This window comes from Rhodococcus sp. MPR-R1B, assembly GCF_058793255.1.
Genome location: NZ_JBXAFO010000001.1, coordinates 418,822 through 434,809, shown reverse-complemented (window position 1 = coordinate 434,809; position 15,988 = coordinate 418,822). Strand labels below are relative to the sequence as shown.

Below are 15,988 nucleotides of genomic sequence, written 5' to 3'. Positions count from 1 at the left end.
GGCTTACGCGCGTAGGGCGGGATCGCGGTGAGCCGGATCGATCCGAACCGGAATCTGGCACACCACGGCCTCGGTGTGTTTGCGCAGTGCATGAGCGATCTCATCGGTCCGTTGGCTCGGGAGGAACCGGTGCCATCTGGTCGCCGGGTCGATGGTGGCGACGACAACAAAGGTCTCTCGGTGGGGGAAGTGTGTGCGGATGTATCGGGCGAGGGTGTTCCCCACGGAATTCTCGGTGTCCTCGATGACGATCAAACGCGAATTCGTGTGTCGGGCTTGCCATCGGCGTGTGAAGTCCGTCGTCGATTCGTGGGCCAGGCAGACTCGAATTGCGATGGGCTGTGACGACATCGCCGTTGCCGCGGCCATCGCGCGGGTGGAGAGCGACGTAATTTCGGACACGGGTACTAGGACCGCTGGTTTGTATCCGATAGACAGAGAATCGTTCTCACCCTGAACGGTTAACCGCGTACCGATATGTGTGTACGCACCGCGGATGCGTTCCATGCCGAGGACGAGCGCAGGGAGCGCGAGAGCGATCAGCCAGGCGCCCTCGGTGAACTTCATGGCGGTAGTCACCACTGCTGCGATCGAAGTCAACGCAGCCCCGAAACCGTTGAGCGCCAATCGCCACTTCCAGCCCGGTGTCCGTTCGGCGAGCCAGTGGCGCACCATGCCGAACTGCGCGAGCGTGAATCCGATAAACACACCGATGGCGAACAGCGGCACCAAGGTGTTCATGTTTCCGCCCGATCCGACAAGCAGGAGAGCGCCGACGCCACCGAGCGACAAGACGCCATACGTGAAGACGTCGCGCGTCGACTTTCGGCTGAAGCGGTGCGGGAGCACGTTGTCGTCCGCGAGGATCCGCATCAGGTTGGGAAGTCCGCCGTACGAGGTGTTCGCGGCCAACGCCAACAGAATTACGGTGGAGAATTGGACGACGTAGTAGCCCACACCATTTCCGAGAGCAGCGGAAGTGAGTTGCGACAGGACTGTTGTTCCAGGGACAGGTGCGAGTGAGAACTTCTCGATCAACACGGCAAGGCCGATCAGCATGGTGCCCAACAGGATTCCCAGAGCTACTTCGGCACGCTGAGCGCTACGCACGCGAGGCTTCTTGAAACTGGGTACCGCATTGGCGATGGCTTCGACTCCGGTCAATGCGGCGCAACCACTCGAAAATGCCTTGAGCAGAAGGAGAATGCCGATCGTGTGTGCGTTGTCGGCGAGGAAGGGAGCCGTGGCGGCGGCAGGGTTTTCCCGAAGTAGTCCGGCACCGATCACCGTGAAGATGCTGACGACAAAAACCACGGTGGGCAACATGAATACCCGCGCGGAATCTGCGATGCCCCGCAGATTCAGTGCCGTGATGCCGCCGAGTATCGCCAGTGCGATCCAGACCGTGTAGGGAAGAAGCGCAGGGAAGGCGGAGGTCAGAGCCGCGACACCGACTGCGATCGATACCGCGACGTTGAGGGTGTAGTCGACGATCAACGACGCGGCGGCGGTCAAACTTGCCCGCGGGCTCAGATGCTTCTTTGCGACGGCGTAGGCGCCACCGCCTTCGGGAAATGCGGCGATCACTTGGCGGTACGACGCCACCAGGACTGCAAGCAGCACTGCGATGGCGATCGTCACCGGCACGGTGAAGCCGATCCCCGCGCCGCCTGCGAGGGCCAACACCAACACGATGGCCTCTGGACCGTACGACACCGAGGCCATCGCGTCGAGCGACAGACCCGCCAGTCCGGTTGCGACGGAGAGCTTTTGCTTCTCAGGTTCGCCGCCGGCGCGGATGGTCGACGATATGACTCCACGGTGTCCGAGTATCACTGCATGTCTCACCGAGTCAGTATCGTCATTTCCCGTAGCTCTGAGACTGATCTTGACGATGCTTTGACGCGATGGCCTGCAAATCTGTACGGGTTCACAACGGGGGTTCGAGTCGCGGGAAGCCTTGTGACAGCTGATCAATCCAGCGAGCGCGCGTGGCGAGAATATCGCGGTTCCGAGACTCCGATTGGGCGGCGACGTGCGAAAGTAGGTCGCGAAGTCGGCCCAGAACGAGTGGCGAGTTCGATGCCGAGGCTAAGACGTCGTCCAGTCCGGTTCTGACGAAGCTCGTGAAGTCGGGCAGTGGAATCACCACACGCAGATCACCATGCTCGTCGACGGCCCGGATCGAATCTGCGCGTACGGAGGTCACCAGAGAGAGGAGGTCCTCGATCGCGTCCAGAGCCTGCACGGCCGTCGCAGGATCGTTGATAGCGGGTGAGAGCGCTCTGAGCGCGATGTCAGCCAACAACCGAATCGCGAGTAGGGGGTCCTGGGTGAAGGTCCGCTCACTCCCACTGACCAAGGCGTCAAGGATCGTGTTGGCGGGCATGGGTCCGCCGTAGACGTCGGCGAGCGGCAATCCGTCTCGCAGCGTGCTACCCGGCGACACTCGGAGGACCACCATGGATCGGCAGTTCCGAGCGCTCTGCAGGAGATCTTCGACGAGGATCTGTTGCAGAACGGCCGGCGGTCGATGCCACTCGATTGTCGTGATCACCGGAAGTGTTGGTAGAGGAGGCAACTCCAGATCAGTGGTGGGGTACACGGCGGCGAAGACTGCTCGGCCACGACTCGAGATCGAGGTCAGTACAGGAGCCAACTGGATGGCCGAGAATGCGCGCAGCTGGAGCAGTCTGATCAGCGTCAGCGTGGCCAAGAGTGCCAGCACTGCGAGACTTGGCACAACCACGGACACATCCGTTTCGTTGCTGATGGCGAGCGCTGCCGTGATGTCGAAAACGGACTGGCCTATCGCGAAGGCAAACGTCCGCCACACGATGGGGTCGTCGCGGAACAACAACAAGCGAGGAGTGAAGGTGGTCGCGGCCCATTGGACGACGAGGAACAGCAGCGAGAAGATCACTGCCACTACACCTAATAGCCCCAGTCCGAGGGCAACGAGCATCTCGCTGACCTGACGGGCAGGAATCATCGGGCCGCTCCGGACGTACGGCATCCCCAGTCCGGCAGCCAGTCCCACGACGACGCACAGGATCTGGGTCAGGCCGGCACGTACACGGCGCCGGGGGACGAGGAAGGCATGCCCGATCGGGGTGGGAGCGAAACGTCCGGGCTGATCCACACTTCAAGCCTCCACGCTGCGGCAATGGTGCGCCTTCACCCGAAACGGATGATGTCGACGTCGTCGTGATCCTGAAACGCTTGAAAGAGCCATGTGAGAGACAGAAGGCGAGACGTCATGACGGATCCGACAGACCAGAGCCGCGCCGTACTACCGATTCCGGATCGACAACATCTTGGTCTGGTGACGTACGACGCGAAGGATCCGGACACCGAGTTTCCGCCGATCACTCCGCTACTACCGCCGGCCGGCGCACCCAATGTTCTGGTGGTCCTGTTGGACGACGTGGGATATGGCGCGAGCAGTGCCTTCGGCGGACCAGCGGACACACCGACTGCTGAGCGATTGCAAAGTAATGGGCTCACGTACACGCGGTTTCACACGACGGCACTGTGTGCTCCGACCCGCGCCGCTCTTCTGAGCGGGCGCAACCATCATTCGGTCGGCATGGGATCGATCACCGAAACCGCTACCTCGGCTCCTGGTCTTTCCGGCCTGCGGCCGAATACCAAAGCCGCACTGCCGATGACGTTGAAACTCAACGGATACTCGACGGCTCAGTTCGGCAAGTGTCACGAGGTTCCGCCGTGGCAAACATCCCCGGTGGGACCGTTCACGTCGTGGCCGACGGGAGAAGGCGGATTCGAGCATTTCTACGGATTCATCGGCGGGGAGAACAATCAGTATTACCCGGCGCTGTACGAGGGCGTAGCGCCTGTCGAGCCGGACAAGACACCGGAAGAGGGCTACCACCTCACCGAGGACCTTGCCGACCACGCGATCGACTGGGTTCGGATGCAGAAGTCCTTGGCTCCAGACAAGCCGTTCTTCGTCTACTTCGCTCCCGGCGCCACACATGCGCCGCACCATGTTCCGAAGGAGTGGGCCGACAAGTACGAGGGCCGGTTCGCAGGAGGTTGGGATGCGCAACGCGAGTCGATTCTCGAGCAGCAGAAGCAGCGGGGGGTCGTTCCCGCGGATGCAGTACTCACTCCGCGTCCCGATGCCATTCCGGCGTGGGAGGACATGAGTGAGGAATTGAAGCCTGTCCTCGAACGCCAAATGGAAGTCTACGCAGGATTTCTCGAACACACCGATTTCCATGTCGGCCGTCTTGTCGATGCGATCGAAGAACTCGGAGCCCTCGACAACACCCTTGTGTACTACATCATCGGAGACAACGGAGCGTCCGCAGAGGGGACGATCAACGGAGCCTTCAACGAGATGGCCAACTTCAACGGACTCGCCGCCATCGAGACGCCCGAGTTCATGGCGGAAGTGAAAGACAAGTTCGGTACCAAGGATGCGTACAACCACTATTCCGTGGGGTGGGCGTGGGCAATGTGTACGCCGTATCAGTGGACGAAACAGGTTGCGTCGCATTGGGGTGGCACTCGCAACGGGACGATCGTGCACTGGCCTGCAGGGATTCGGACCAAGGGGGAGACGCGGTCGCAGTTCACCCACGTCATCGACGTTGCACCGACGATCCTCGAGGTCGCGAAACTACCGGAACCGACCTTTGTCAACGGCGTCCAGCAATCACCCATCGAGGGGACCAGCATGGTCTACACCTTCGACGACGCCGAAGTCGCCGAACGTCACGATCTGCAGTACTTCGAGATGGCCGGCAATCGTGGAATCTATTACAAGGGTTGGAGTGCGGTCACCAGGCACAGCACTCCGTGGCTGTTCGCGGAGGCACTCCCCGCACTCGACGACGACGTGTGGGAGCTCTACGACGGGTCTCAGGATTGGACGCAGTCCAAAGACTTGTCGGCTGAGATGCCGGAGAAACTCGCTGCACTGCAACGCTTGTGGTTGATCGAAGCGGTCAAGTACAACGTGCTTCCGATCGACGACCGAAGATTCGAGAGGTTCAACCCTCACATCGCGGGGCGTCCGCAGTTGGTGTCCGGGAACACGCAAGTTCTGTTTCCCGGAATGAAGCGACTGAGCGAGCACAGCGTGCTGAGTATCAAGAACCGATCATTCAGTGTCACAGCAGCTGTCGACGTCGCGGATGGCATTACTGCCAACGGTGTGATGATCGCGCAGGGAGGCAGGTTTGGCGGCTGGGCACTTTACGCGCGGGAAGGCCGCGCCAAATTCGTCTACAACCTGTTGGGCATGACCGAGTTCGTCATCGGTTCCGACGTTGACATCCCGGCAGGATCACACCAGATCAGAGCTGAGTTCGCCTACGACGGAGGTGGTCTCGCGAGAGGCGGTGGGGTCACGATCTATCACGACGGTCGCGAAGTGGGCTCAGGTCGCGTCGAGCAGACGCAACCGATGGTCTTCTCCGCGGACGAGACCACCGACATCGGGGATGACTACGGCATGCCTGTCAGTGTCGATTACAGTGGCGCAACCACATTCAACGCACGTATCGACGTCGTGCAGATCGATGTCGGTGACGACGACCATACCCACCTCATCGATCCGGAGGAGGTGGCGCGAGTGGCGGTGTCCAGACAGTGATTCCACAGGCAAGAGCAGCAGTCACAATCTCCTGAGGGAGGGTCGCAATGCCGACCGTCATCCGAACTGTTCACGATCTGGTCCGCCACGCGCGCGGGCCGACGCACCATCACCACCATCAATCCGTGCACGAGGCGCGGCGAATGCGTGCCCACCACATTCTGGTCACGCATTCGCTCGCCTGATTTCGGGGCTACAGGTCGCGCGCCAATGCTCGTCCGGCTGCGCGGCCCGAGAAGATGCAGCCGCCGAGGAAGGTCCCCTCGAGTGCGCTGTAACCGTGGACTCCGCCGCCGCCGAAGCCCGCGACTTCACCGGCTGCGTACAGTCCGTCGAAGACACTGCCGTCGGCCTTGATGACCTGCGAATCCAGGTTGGTTTCCAAGCCGCCGAGAGTCTTGCGTGTGAGCAGGTGCAACCGGACCGCGATCAGTGGGCCGTTCTTGGGGTCCAGGATCTTGTGCGGTGCAACGACGCGCACGATCTTGTCTGCCAACAGATTACGGGCACCGTGGATGGCGGTGACCTGGAAGTCCTTGCTGTACTTGTTGTCGACTTCGCGGTCGCGGGCGATCATCTCGCGCTCGATGTCCTCGTAGTCGAGGAGCGGTTCGTCGGTGAGGGCGTTCATGCCGTCGACCAGATCACGAAGGTTGTTGCGCACAACGAAGTCGGCGCCCTTCTGCTTGAACGCCTCGACCGGTCCCGGCGCGCCCTTCTTGATTCGTTCGAGGAGGAGCTTGAAGTCGCGGTTGGTGAAGTCCGGGTTCTGTTCCGATCCCGAGAGTGCGAACTCCTTCTCGATGATCTTCTGGTCGAGGATGAACCACGTGTACTCGTGGCCGCTGTCCAGGATGTACTTGAAAGTTCCCATCGTGTCGAAGCCCGGGAAGTTGGGGACCGGCAGACGCTTGCCGGTGGCGTCGAACCACATCGAGGACGGTCCGGGAATGATTCGGATTCCGTGGTTCGGCCAGATGGGATTCCAGTTCTGGATGCCTTCGGTGTAGTGCCACATGCGGTCGCGGTTCACGATGTTTCCGCCCGCGGATTCGGTGATTTCGAGCATGCGCCCGTCGACGTGCGCCGGTACTCCCGTCAGCATGTGCTTGGGTGCCTTGCCGAGTCGCTCGGGCCAGTTTTTCTTCACCAGTTCGTAGTTGCCGCCGATTCCACCGGATGTCACTACGACGGCCTGTGCGGCGAACTCGAATTCGCCGATGGGGGTGCGCGAGCTCTTCACGCCGCGCAGATCACTGGAAGGTTCGAGGACGGTTCCGTGTACACCAGTGACCGCACCATCGGTGACGACGAGTTGATCGACTTGGTGGCGGTGCTTGAACGTGACCAGTCCACGCTTCTGAGCGGCGATCACTTTGGTCAGAAAGACATCGACGACGCCAGGTCCGGTGCCCCAGGTGAGGTGGAAGCGCGGCACCGAATTTCCGTGTCCGAGAGCCATTCCGCGGCCGCGTTCGGCCCAGCCGACATTCGGCATCAGGCGAAGCCCCAGATCGTGCAGGTACTGACGCTTGTCGCCGGCCGCGAACTCGACGTACGCCTTGGCCCACTGACGCGGCCAGTGATCTTCGCGGTCGCGGTCGAATCCCGCTGTGCCCATCCAGTCCTGCATCGCCAACTCGAGGGAGTCCTTGATGCCGAGTCGGCGTTGTTCGGGGCTGTTCACGAGGAAGAGTCCGCCGAGAGACCAAAATGCCTGCGCGCCGAGGTTGGCAGCGTTCTCCTGTTCCACGACAAGGACTTTGCGGCCCGCGCGCGTCAGTTCGTAGGTGGCGACCAGTCCCGCCAGCCCTGCCCCGACAACGATGACGTCAGCTTGTTCGCTCACGACAACTCCTCTTCCGATTGGTTGTTCTGGATTATTTCGCTGTAGGACAGCAGAATTCGAGTGAAGATATCGCGGCGCAGTGCAAAGGCGGCGTTGGTGTCGGTATCGACGAGGCACTGCACGCTGGTGCCGTCGTGCACTGCAACCAATGCCCGTCCCAACGCCGTCGGGTCGCCGACGATTGTTCGCCCGACGTCGCTGAGTGCGGACTCCACGATGGGCAACAGGGTGCGAAGGATCGCGTCTTCACGGTCGGCAAGGGCTTTGCGAAGTGCCGGGTTGCGGAGCGCGTGGGCTGTGAATTCCGCGTTGATCCGGTACCACTGCGGGTCGACCGGAACCACCGCCACGATCCGGGCGACAGCGGCATGGATGTCGACGGTGTTACCGGCGGTGATCGACTCCGTCGCCAACCGCAGATCGGCGAGCATTGCTGCGGATCGCTGCTCCCACATCGCGAAGAACAATTCGTCGAGTGAATCGAAGTTGGAGTAGAACGCGCCTCGGGAGTATCCGGCGCGTTCGCAGATCTGCTCGACCGTGGCGTGCCCGAACCCGGCTTCGGAGAAGACATCTGCAGCCGCGTCGAGCAGGCGCTGCCGGGTCTGACCACGGCGTTTGGTGACACGCTTGGCCGGCGAGTTGTCCGTTCCAGTCGTCATCGGCGCCTCCGTCAGGGTGGGACCCCAAACGATACACCGATGTATCCGATGCGTAGGCGTATCTCGATCTGTTCTTCTTCGCAGGTATTTCTATGGGTATCTAGTAAATGTCCAAGAGAAGTGAATATTCAGATGTGATCGCTACAGATGCAGATCACGCTTCCTGATCGCCGCAGTGGCGACGACGCTGATCGCCGAGGTGGCCACCAGATATCCACAAGCCAGCCACGGTGAACCGCCACTGGCGCCGATCAGTGCCGTCAGAATCAGAGGTGTGACGCCGGAGGCGTAGATACCCGAGAACTGGTAAACGACCGACAACCCGGTGTACCGGATTTCTGTGGGGTAGAGGCTCGCATACAGCGTTCCCTGGGCGCCGTAGAACAAGGCATGAATCACTCCGAAGACCACGACCATCGCGACTCCGAAGAGCAGGAGATTCTCGGTACCGAACAGTGCGAAGGCGGGGAAGATCGCGAGGCCGTACGCGGCGATGCCCACGATGTAGACCCGTTGCGGGCCGAACCGATCAGCGAGTGAACCGGAAAACGGCAGCAAGATCGCCATCACTACTGCGGCCACGGTGACCACAAGAAGTACCGGAACCTTTTCGAAATGCAGAGTCTTGGTTGCATACGTGATTGCAAAGACGCCCCAGGTGTTGAACGCGGCGCCCTCGCCCCAGCGAGACAGCATGCCCAGTACGGTGTTTCGCGCGACTCTTCCTTGAAAGACTTCCCTGAGCGGGGCGGATGAGCGCTGTTCGAGGTCGCGAACGGCCTGAAATGCCGGCGTCTCGTCGACCTTCAAACGGACCACCAACCCCACGATCACGAGTACCAAGCTCAGAACAAAGGCTATGCGCCAGCCGAAACGGAGAAACTGTTCGTCGTCGAAGACCGTTTGAAGTAGTGCGAACATTCCTGTGCCCAAAGCCAAGCCGAGAGCCAGTCCGATCTGCGGGATGCTGCCGAACAGCCCGCGCTTCTTCTCCGGACTGTGTTCGACCGCCAGAAGAACGGCTCCGGCCCACTCACCACCGAGAGCAAATCCCTGCAGGATACGAAGCAGCAGAAGCAGAATCGGTGCAACGACCCCGATTTGAGCTGCGGTCGGAAGGACACCCATGAGCGCCGTCGCGATACCCATGATGAACATCGTGAGGGCAAGCGTTTTCTTGCGCCCGATGCGATCGCCGATGTGACCGAACACCACTCCGCCGATGGGGCGAACGAGAAAGCCGACCGCGAAGGTCGCAAAAGAAAGCATGGTCCCGACAAAGGAACTCTGGTTGGGGAAGAACAGTTGGTTGAAGACGAGGCTCGCGGCCGTCGCATAGAGGAAGAAGTCGTACCACTCGACCGTCGTGCCGAGCAGGCTCGCGGCGACGACGGTTCTCAGTCTGGATCGCCGCTCGTCGTCGGTCTCGTTCGAGAACGGTGAATTGTGCTCGACTTCGGCAAACGTGGTCATCGGAGCCCCCGGGTCGCGGTGCAAATTCACGAAGGTATCGCCGGAGCCGAAAGTGGGCACCCGTAGCGATCAGGGTGATTTCAACCCTGTTCTTCGAGGTGGACTGTGGTTGTAATGACAGAAGAGTTCTGCCTGTTCGTCGACGAAAGGAATCACCGTGTCACTGCGTTTCCACTGGTTCTTGCCTACTTACGGTGATTCCCGGAATCTGATGGCGGGTGGGCACGGCAGCTCGATGTCCGGTGATCGTCCGGCGACGCTGAAATACCTCAATCAGATCGGCGCGGCCGCCGAGACGAACGGCTTCGAGGCCGTCCTCACGCCGACCGGCGCGTGGTGCGAAGACGCATGGCTGACGACAGCGATGATGCTCGAGACCACCGAGACGCTCAAGTTTCTGGTTGCTCTGCGACCGGGATTGCTCAGCCCGACGCTGGCCGCCCAGATGGCCGCAACCTTCCAATGGCAGTCGGGCGGTCGTCTGCTGCTCAACGTCGTGACCGGCGGGGAGGACCACGAGCAGCGCACGTTCGGTGACTTCCTCGACAAGAACCAACGGTACGCACGATGCGGCGAGTTCCTCGACGTGATCCGCCAGTTGTGGTCCGGTAACGGTCCGGTTGATTTCTCCGGCGAGTACGTCAACGTGGAAAAGGCTACGCTGCAGCGTATTCCGGATCCGGTACCGCCCATCTTCTTCGGCGGATCGTCGCCGGCGGCCGGAACCGTCGCATCGCGTTACGCGGATACGTATCTCACGTGGGGTGAGACGCCGTCCGCTGTTGCCGCCAAGATCGCCTGGATCCGCGACCTCGCGGAAGTCCAAGGTCGTCACCTCGACTACGGAATCCGTCTGCATGTCATCAGCCGGGACACCTCGGAACAGGCATGGGCAGAAGCGGATCGGCTGCTCAGTGCGCTCGATCCGGCGACCGTCGAGCAGGCTCAGGCGAGTCTTGCGCGATCCGGCTCCGAAGGTCAGCGTCGAATGCTCGAATTGCACGGCGGCGGTTCGGCTTACAAGGAGGGCGTCGGAGCGAGGTCGCTGGAGATTGCGCCGAACCTGTGGACCGGCGTCGGATTGGTGCGAGGGGGTGCAGGCACCGCATTGGTAGGTTCGCACCAAGAAGTGGCTGATCGGATTGCCGAGTACGCGGCGATCGGCCTGGATCACTTTGTATTGTCGGGCTATCCCCATCTCGAAGAGGCGTATCAGTTCGGTGAGGGTGTGCGTCCGATCCTCGAAAAGCGTGGATTGGTAGCACCGCACGGTTCGGTCGGCGGACCGGTGCGAACGCCCTTCGTCTCCAGTGGGAACTGAGTCGAACAGCGAGCTCTTCGAGAAGGGGACGTTTGTCCCGATCTTTCGGGCACGGCCTCCCTCCGGGACTATTCACGCAATTCGGTCAGTAGATCCGTTCTAGGCTGCGCACTGTTGCCGAACTCAAGGCGCAGTACGAAAGGATCCTCGATGAAGCTGGGCACGAGTGGAGTACGTCGCGTCGTGGGAACCGTGGCAGTCGCCGCTGCAACCGCGGCAGGCGTCGCGATGGTCAATCCTGCAACTGCGTCGGCCGAGGTGGTCCCACCGGTCGTCTCGTACAAGGTGACCGGAAACGATCTGGCACTGACGATCACGAACAACAACACGGGCATTGCCCCGTTGTGCCAGGCGTTTGTCGTCAACGCCGCGGATTCTGCTGCCGTGCTTGATGATCCGCTCAAGCTGCTCGATCCGAACCTTGTGGTGTACCCCAAGATCACCGACCCGTCCTCACTGTTCGCCGTCGGTAAGGGGCAGACGGTCACCAACACCGTGACCGATGTTCCGGACGGAACCTACGCCGTGCTCGGTGCCTGCTCCGATCTTCTCGATCTGGAGACGTTGGGTAAGCCTGTTCCTGGCGTGCCGAGCCTCGTTGTCATCGGTGGACCGTTCAGCGGCATCAATACCGGAAGCCTGAGCGACCTGTTCGGCAGCGGCAGCCTCGAAGGACTTTTCGGGTAGCTCACCGTCTGTCTCCCCAATTTTCCGACTGAGCGGTCTATTCTTCAGGCATCTGGTGATCTGACCGACTTGCCTGGAGGTTCGGAAATGCGAAGTCGTGGATTCAAACGCGTTCTCGGAAGCATTGTCGCGGCGTCGGCCGCCGTCGTGGGACTGGTTGTCATGACTCCGGCGTCGGCGTCGGCATCACCGGCGATTCTCCCGCCTCCGGTGTCGGTGAGCGCAGCGGACAATGCGATCACCTTCACCATCACCAATCCGAACCCGCGGTTCAGCTTCATCAACTGCACAGTGGCGATCCTCAACGCCAGGGATGTCCCCGACGTGATCCGCGATCCGGCAAAGCTGCTCCAGCCCGGCGTGTTGGTGTATCCGACCGTCAGCAACATCCTCGATCTGTTTGCCGTTTCGCCTGGGCAGACGATCACGCGGACCGTCGGCAATCTGCCGGCCGGGGTGTACGCCGTTGCGGGAGCGTGCGTTCGACTGCTCGATCCGACCAACCCCACTATCGCGATTCCGCAGGCCGTTGTGGTCGGCGGCTGGTTCGAGGGCGCCGGAACTGGAAGTCTCTCAGGTTCTTTGGAGGACCTGGGATACAACACGGTCCAGGACTTGATCGACGCATGGAATCGGATCAGCTCGGGAAGCAGCGGCGGTAGCTTTCAGTTCGAGTACCAAGGTGGCTCGGATTTCGAGGTAGTGGGTCCGACGTCGTAGTAGGTGCAGCTCACTTGCGTGCGCGATGACGCCGCACCGCGTCGCGATTCGCACACGTGGGGGAGCAGTACCGCTGATTGCCGTTGCGTGAGGTGTCCGCATAGATGTTGGTGCACTCGTCCAGGGTGCACCGACCTAATCTGTGCATTCCGCGGCCGACGAGGTGCAGCGCCGTGCCTACCGAGAAGAGGGCCTTGAGGACCTCGGCGAGCGACTGTTGCGGATCGCGGTAGTGCAGATGCCACCCGTCGTTGGCGTGGTTGGTCATGCGCGGATACGCCGACGCTTGCTCGAGCATGACGTTCACCAACTCGGCGCGGGCTGCCTCCTCCGTGACGTCGACGATTTTCGACCACTCGATCAGAAGGTCGAGGGTCTCGTCGAGGTCCTTCTCGGCGATGGGGAAATCGAGAATGATGCCTGCATCGACGCAGCGTTCGACGAGTTCGGCCAAGGTCTCGGGATTTCGATTGGCCAGGTCGGCGGCCAGCGTCACCGCATATTCGCCGTAAGGGTTGAGATGCACAATGCCATTACATCATGCTCGTCGTATGAAGAAAACAGATTTCGCGCCGATAAGTTGCATCCACCGCTGGGAGATCGAATCTCGGCATCGGACCAGCGAGGGGACGGTCACCTACCTGCGCTGCCATTGCGGGTCGTGGCAGACCTTGCTCGCCGAATGGGTGTCGGGCGGTACGGGCTCGGCCGTCGCTGCGCCGATCAAGGTCAGGTCCAGGTAATGGTCAGCTAATCGCTCCGTTTTGCCTCGGGTGACATGGAACGTGTTCTAGATTCAGGGTTGTATGCCTCGGTATCGCGGCGCAGACTCTGAAAGGGAAGACGATGCAGTTCAACCTCGCTGATGTATTCGAAACCGTCGCCAGCTCGGTGCCTGATCGCGTCGCCTTGACTTACGAGGGAGAGAACTTCTCCTACGCTGAGCTGGACGCGGAAGCCAATCGAACGGCCAACCTGCTCGCGCAAGCCGGCATCTCGCGCGGCGATCATGTAGCCCTGTTCCTGAAGAACAGCGTCGAACATGTCACGTCGATCCTCGGGTTGATCAAGATCCGTGCGGTCCCGATCAACGTGAACTACCGGTACACGCCCGCCGAGCTCGAGTACATCTTCACCAACTCCGACTCGGTCGCAGTGGTCGTGGAACTCCCCGAGCATCAGCGTGTCCTTGCTTCCCTTTTCGGTGCATGCCCGAAGGTGAAGACGGTGATCGTGATCGGCGAGGTCGAGGCCGAACTGGTCGCTGCCGCGAAAGTCCATGAAGTGTCGGTGATTTCCTTCGACGACGCTCGCGAGATGTCACCGGTAGGGGAGTTCGATTCTCGTTCGGGCGACGACGTGTACCTCCTCTACACCGGCGGGACGACCGGATACCCGAAGGGTGTCATGTGGCGTCACGACGACTTCTTCCGTAAGCCGCTCTCCGGCGGAAATCCGTACGGCGAGGAAGCTCGACAGGACCTCGCCGAGATAGCCAGCGCTGCAAAGGAATTTCCGGAACTCTCGTTCCTCATTGCCGCCCCCCTCATGCACGGCGCAGCGTTGTATTCGCTGTTCACGTTCCTCACCCTCGGCGCGCGCGTGGTACTACGACGAGAATTCGTTGCGGAGAAGGTCGTCGAAGCGATCGAGAAGGATTCGGTACAGGTGATCTTGATCGTCGGTGACGGCATGGGACTGCCGTTGGTCGACGAGATGGAACGACGCAAAGACGAGGTCGATTTCAGCACCCTGTTCTCGATCACCTCGGGTGGTGCGATCTGGTCCACCAGCGTTCGGGATCGCATGCTGGCGGTGAAGCCGGACCTGCTGTTGCGCGACAACTTCGGAGCCTCGGAGTCCGGTAACGACGGCGCCTTCTCCATCGACGAGGCGGGGAATCTGCGAATGCCGCCCTCGCCGAACATGATCCTGGTCGACGAGCGGCTCGAAGAGATCCCCGCCGGCTCCGACGACGTGGGCTACATCGCGCGTATCGGAAACGTCCCGCTCGGGTACTACAAGGACGAAGAGAAGACCGCCCGCACGTTCCCGACCCGCGCTGACGGCACCCGTCTTTCGGTGCTCGGCGACATGGGCAAGGTTGAAGCGGACGGCACGATTGTCTTCCTGGGCCGCGGCTCACAGTGCATTAACACCGGCGGCGAGAAGGTTTTCGCCGAAGAGGTCGAGGCTGCCCTTCACGCGCATCCGGCGATCTCCGACGCGCTTGTCGTCCCCGCACCCGACGCGCGCATGGGGCAGCAGGTTGCCGCGGTGATCGCGACCTATCCCGAGTCCGACGAGCTGACTCTCGAAGCGGTTCAGGAACATTGCCGTAAGACGTTGGCCGGTTACAAGGTGCCGCGCACGATCGTGCTGGTCGATGAAGTCAAGAGGACCCCGGCCGGTAAGGCGGACTACCGCTGGGCGACGACACTGGCGTCGTCCTAGCAGTGTGGAGTGGGTGGCGACAACCTTTCACACGGATTTCACCACGACATAAGAGACATACCGGAAAGATGGCGCAGAGTAAGTCGTTCGCGCCTTGCGTCGTCACTCCACGAAAGGGTCTCAGCTCATGCTCATCATCGGAATACTCCTGTTCGGGATCGTCATCGGAGCGGGAGCCCAGCTGATTCTGGGGAAAACGACCGCACGAGTGGACTGGACCTTCGCGTTCATCGCGGGAATCGGTGGTTCGCTGGTCGGCGGATTGCTCGTGAGTTTGATTGCAGGCGACGGATTATCATTGCGCCCGAGCGGCATCCTCGGGTCCCTTGCCGGCGCTGTCATCATCACCGCGGGGTGGCAGTGGTACCGCGGGAGGAACGCAACTACAACTACGCGTCCGTCTGATCGCTGATTTCCACAGTTCCGTCAGGGGACGGAGAGCGTCGACATATGACCGAACTACTCGATGAAGTCCTCACCGCACATGGCGGAGTCGAACGTTGGCAGTCTGTTTCAGCGATCACGGCACGGGGACGTTTGGGCGGTCTGCTGCCTCAGCGCTTCCCCGGCAACAAGCTGGCGAAGTTCACGGTCGAGGTTGAAGTCGCCGAGCAACGCACTGTCCTCCAAGACTTTCCGCGTGTCGGCGAGTGCGCTGTGTTCGACAAGGGCGTCGTGCGGATCGAAACTCGTGACGGCGAAGAACTCGGGAGGCGAACCGACCCACGTCCAGAGTTTTTCGGGTTGAGTGGAGTCCGGCGCAACCTCCACTGGGACGCGCTCGACACCGCTTACTTTGCCGGCTACGCCTTTTGGAACTATCTGAACGCACCGCTGCTGCTCGCCCGCGACGACATCACTGTCACCGAAGCCGAACCTTGGCAGGAATCCGGGCAGCAATGGCGACGACTACAAGCAACATTTGCGCCAGAAATCGACACCCATTGCCGGCAGCAGACCTTCTATGTCGACAACGGTGGCCTCATCCGCCGTCACGACTTCGTCGCCGAACCGGTAGGCAGCTGGGCGAAAGCTGCTCTCTACTGTGACCATCACCGTCAGTTCGACGGTCTCACCTTTCCCACTCGACGGCGCGTTCTCCCGCGGGGCCCAGGCAGTCGCGTTCTCTCGCGGCCGACCCTCCTGGCGCTCGACTTCGACGACATCGAGATCAAGCGATGAAAATCAGTTCTCGG

General features: G+C 61.2%; 14 protein-coding genes. 8 read left to right on the top strand and 6 right to left on the bottom strand.

Annotated elements, in window-relative coordinates; translation table 11 throughout:
• Positions 1-3 precede the first annotated feature (3 nt).
• Positions 4-1,836 carry an APC family permease gene (locus AC1Q61_RS02135; RefSeq protein ID WP_492650778.1) on the bottom strand — a complete coding sequence of 611 codons (1,833 nt, stop codon included), beginning with the start codon at positions 1,834-1,836 and terminating at the stop codon, positions 4-6.
• 94 nt (positions 1,837-1,930) lie between these two features.
• Positions 1,931-3,142 (bottom strand): DUF2254 family protein, encoded by a 1,212-nt coding sequence (locus tag AC1Q61_RS02130; protein WP_492650771.1) that lies wholly within the window; start codon positions 3,140-3,142, stop codon positions 1,931-1,933.
• Positions 3,143-3,259: 117 nt separating this feature from the next.
• Here AC1Q61_RS02130 and AC1Q61_RS02125 point away from each other — a divergent pair, with 117 nt between their 5' ends.
• On the top strand, positions 3,260-5,626 hold the full coding sequence (locus AC1Q61_RS02125; RefSeq protein WP_492650770.1) for an arylsulfatase: 2,367 nt from the start codon (positions 3,260-3,262) through the stop codon (positions 5,624-5,626).
• Positions 5,627-5,673: 47 nt separating this feature from the next.
• Positions 5,674-5,811 (top strand): hypothetical protein, encoded by a 138-nt coding sequence (locus tag AC1Q61_RS02120; protein WP_153211511.1) that lies wholly within the window; start codon positions 5,674-5,676, stop codon positions 5,809-5,811.
• An 8-nt stretch (positions 5,812-5,819) separates the two neighbouring features.
• Here the strand turns inward: AC1Q61_RS02120 and AC1Q61_RS02115 are convergent, their stop codons facing one another.
• From AC1Q61_RS02115 to AC1Q61_RS02105, 3 genes are all read right to left on the bottom strand, one after another.
• Complete coding sequence (locus AC1Q61_RS02115) at positions 5,820-7,475, bottom strand: FAD-binding dehydrogenase (RefSeq protein ID WP_492650769.1); 1,656 nt, start codon at positions 7,473-7,475, stop codon at positions 5,820-5,822.
• Positions 7,472-8,137: a TetR/AcrR family transcriptional regulator gene (locus AC1Q61_RS02110; RefSeq protein WP_003939987.1), complete on the bottom strand. Its 666-nt coding sequence runs from the start codon at positions 8,135-8,137 to the stop codon at positions 7,472-7,474. The genes AC1Q61_RS02115 and AC1Q61_RS02110 overlap by 4 nt, the downstream gene beginning before the upstream one ends.
• Positions 8,138-8,278: 141 nt before the next feature.
• Positions 8,279-9,610 (bottom strand): MFS transporter, encoded by a 1,332-nt coding sequence (locus AC1Q61_RS02105; protein WP_030536520.1) that lies wholly within the window; start codon positions 9,608-9,610, stop codon positions 8,279-8,281.
• 157 nt (positions 9,611-9,767) lie between these two features.
• Between AC1Q61_RS02105 and AC1Q61_RS02100 the strand changes: the two genes are divergently transcribed.
• The 3 genes from AC1Q61_RS02100 (at position 9,768) to AC1Q61_RS02090 (ending at position 12,338) form a co-directional block, all read left to right on the top strand.
• On the top strand, positions 9,768-10,931 hold the full coding sequence (locus AC1Q61_RS02100; RefSeq protein ID WP_003940457.1) for an LLM class flavin-dependent oxidoreductase: 1,164 nt from the start codon (positions 9,768-9,770) through the stop codon (positions 10,929-10,931).
• A gap of 150 nt (positions 10,932-11,081) precedes the next feature.
• The gene (locus AC1Q61_RS02095) at positions 11,082-11,618 is read left to right on the top strand and encodes a hypothetical protein (RefSeq protein ID WP_007729952.1); all 537 of its coding nucleotides are present in this window, start codon (positions 11,082-11,084) and stop codon (positions 11,616-11,618) included.
• Positions 11,619-11,705: 87 nt separating this feature from the next.
• Positions 11,706-12,338: a hypothetical protein gene (locus tag AC1Q61_RS02090; protein ID WP_042447070.1), complete on the top strand. Its 633-nt coding sequence runs from the start codon at positions 11,706-11,708 to the stop codon at positions 12,336-12,338.
• 10 nt (positions 12,339-12,348) lie between these two features.
• Here the strand turns inward: AC1Q61_RS02090 and AC1Q61_RS02085 are convergent, their stop codons facing one another.
• Positions 12,349-12,864, bottom strand: coding sequence for a CGNR zinc finger domain-containing protein (locus AC1Q61_RS02085; protein WP_003940315.1), 516 nt, complete (start codon positions 12,862-12,864; stop codon positions 12,349-12,351).
• Between the two features lie 320 nt (positions 12,865-13,184).
• Here AC1Q61_RS02085 and AC1Q61_RS02080 point away from each other — a divergent pair, with 320 nt between their 5' ends.
• The 3 genes from AC1Q61_RS02080 to AC1Q61_RS02070 all read left to right on the top strand — a co-directional run bounded on the left by AC1Q61_RS02080 (position 13,185) and on the right by AC1Q61_RS02070 (position 15,974).
• Positions 13,185-14,792 carry an AMP-binding protein gene (locus tag AC1Q61_RS02080; protein ID WP_063315715.1) on the top strand — a complete coding sequence of 536 codons (1,608 nt, stop codon included), beginning with the start codon at positions 13,185-13,187 and terminating at the stop codon, positions 14,790-14,792.
• A gap of 127 nt (positions 14,793-14,919) precedes the next feature.
• Positions 14,920-15,204 carry a hypothetical protein gene (locus tag AC1Q61_RS02075; RefSeq protein WP_003939785.1) on the top strand — a complete coding sequence of 95 codons (285 nt, stop codon included), beginning with the start codon at positions 14,920-14,922 and terminating at the stop codon, positions 15,202-15,204.
• Between the two features lie 38 nt (positions 15,205-15,242).
• Positions 15,243-15,974 carry a hypothetical protein gene (locus tag AC1Q61_RS02070; protein ID WP_042447058.1) on the top strand — a complete coding sequence of 244 codons (732 nt, stop codon included), beginning with the start codon at positions 15,243-15,245 and terminating at the stop codon, positions 15,972-15,974.
• Positions 15,975-15,988: the final 14 nt, after the last annotated feature.

Excerpts from the sequence above, each read along its gene's own strand:
- AC1Q61_RS02090 (WP_042447070.1), top strand. The coding sequence starts at position 11,706 with ATGCGAAGTCGTGGATTCAAACGCGTTCTCGGAAGCATTGTCGCGGCG.
- AC1Q61_RS02120 (WP_153211511.1), top strand. The coding sequence starts at position 5,674 with ATGCCGACCGTCATCCGAACTGTTCACGATCTGGTCCGCCACGCGCGC.
- AC1Q61_RS02080 (WP_063315715.1), top strand. The coding sequence starts at position 13,185 with ATGCAGTTCAACCTCGCTGATGTATTCGAAACCGTCGCCAGCTCGGTG.
- AC1Q61_RS02110 (WP_003939987.1), bottom strand. The coding sequence starts at position 8,137 with ATGACGACTGGAACGGACAACTCGCCGGCCAAGCGTGTCACCAAACGC.
- AC1Q61_RS02070 (WP_042447058.1), top strand. The coding sequence starts at position 15,243 with ATGACCGAACTACTCGATGAAGTCCTCACCGCACATGGCGGAGTCGAA.
- AC1Q61_RS02095 (WP_007729952.1), top strand. The coding sequence starts at position 11,082 with ATGAAGCTGGGCACGAGTGGAGTACGTCGCGTCGTGGGAACCGTGGCA.
- AC1Q61_RS02075 (WP_003939785.1), top strand. The coding sequence starts at position 14,920 with ATGCTCATCATCGGAATACTCCTGTTCGGGATCGTCATCGGAGCGGGA.
- AC1Q61_RS02125 (WP_492650770.1), top strand. The coding sequence starts at position 3,260 with ATGACGGATCCGACAGACCAGAGCCGCGCCGTACTACCGATTCCGGAT.
- AC1Q61_RS02105 (WP_030536520.1), bottom strand. The coding sequence starts at position 9,610 with ATGACCACGTTTGCCGAAGTCGAGCACAATTCACCGTTCTCGAACGAG.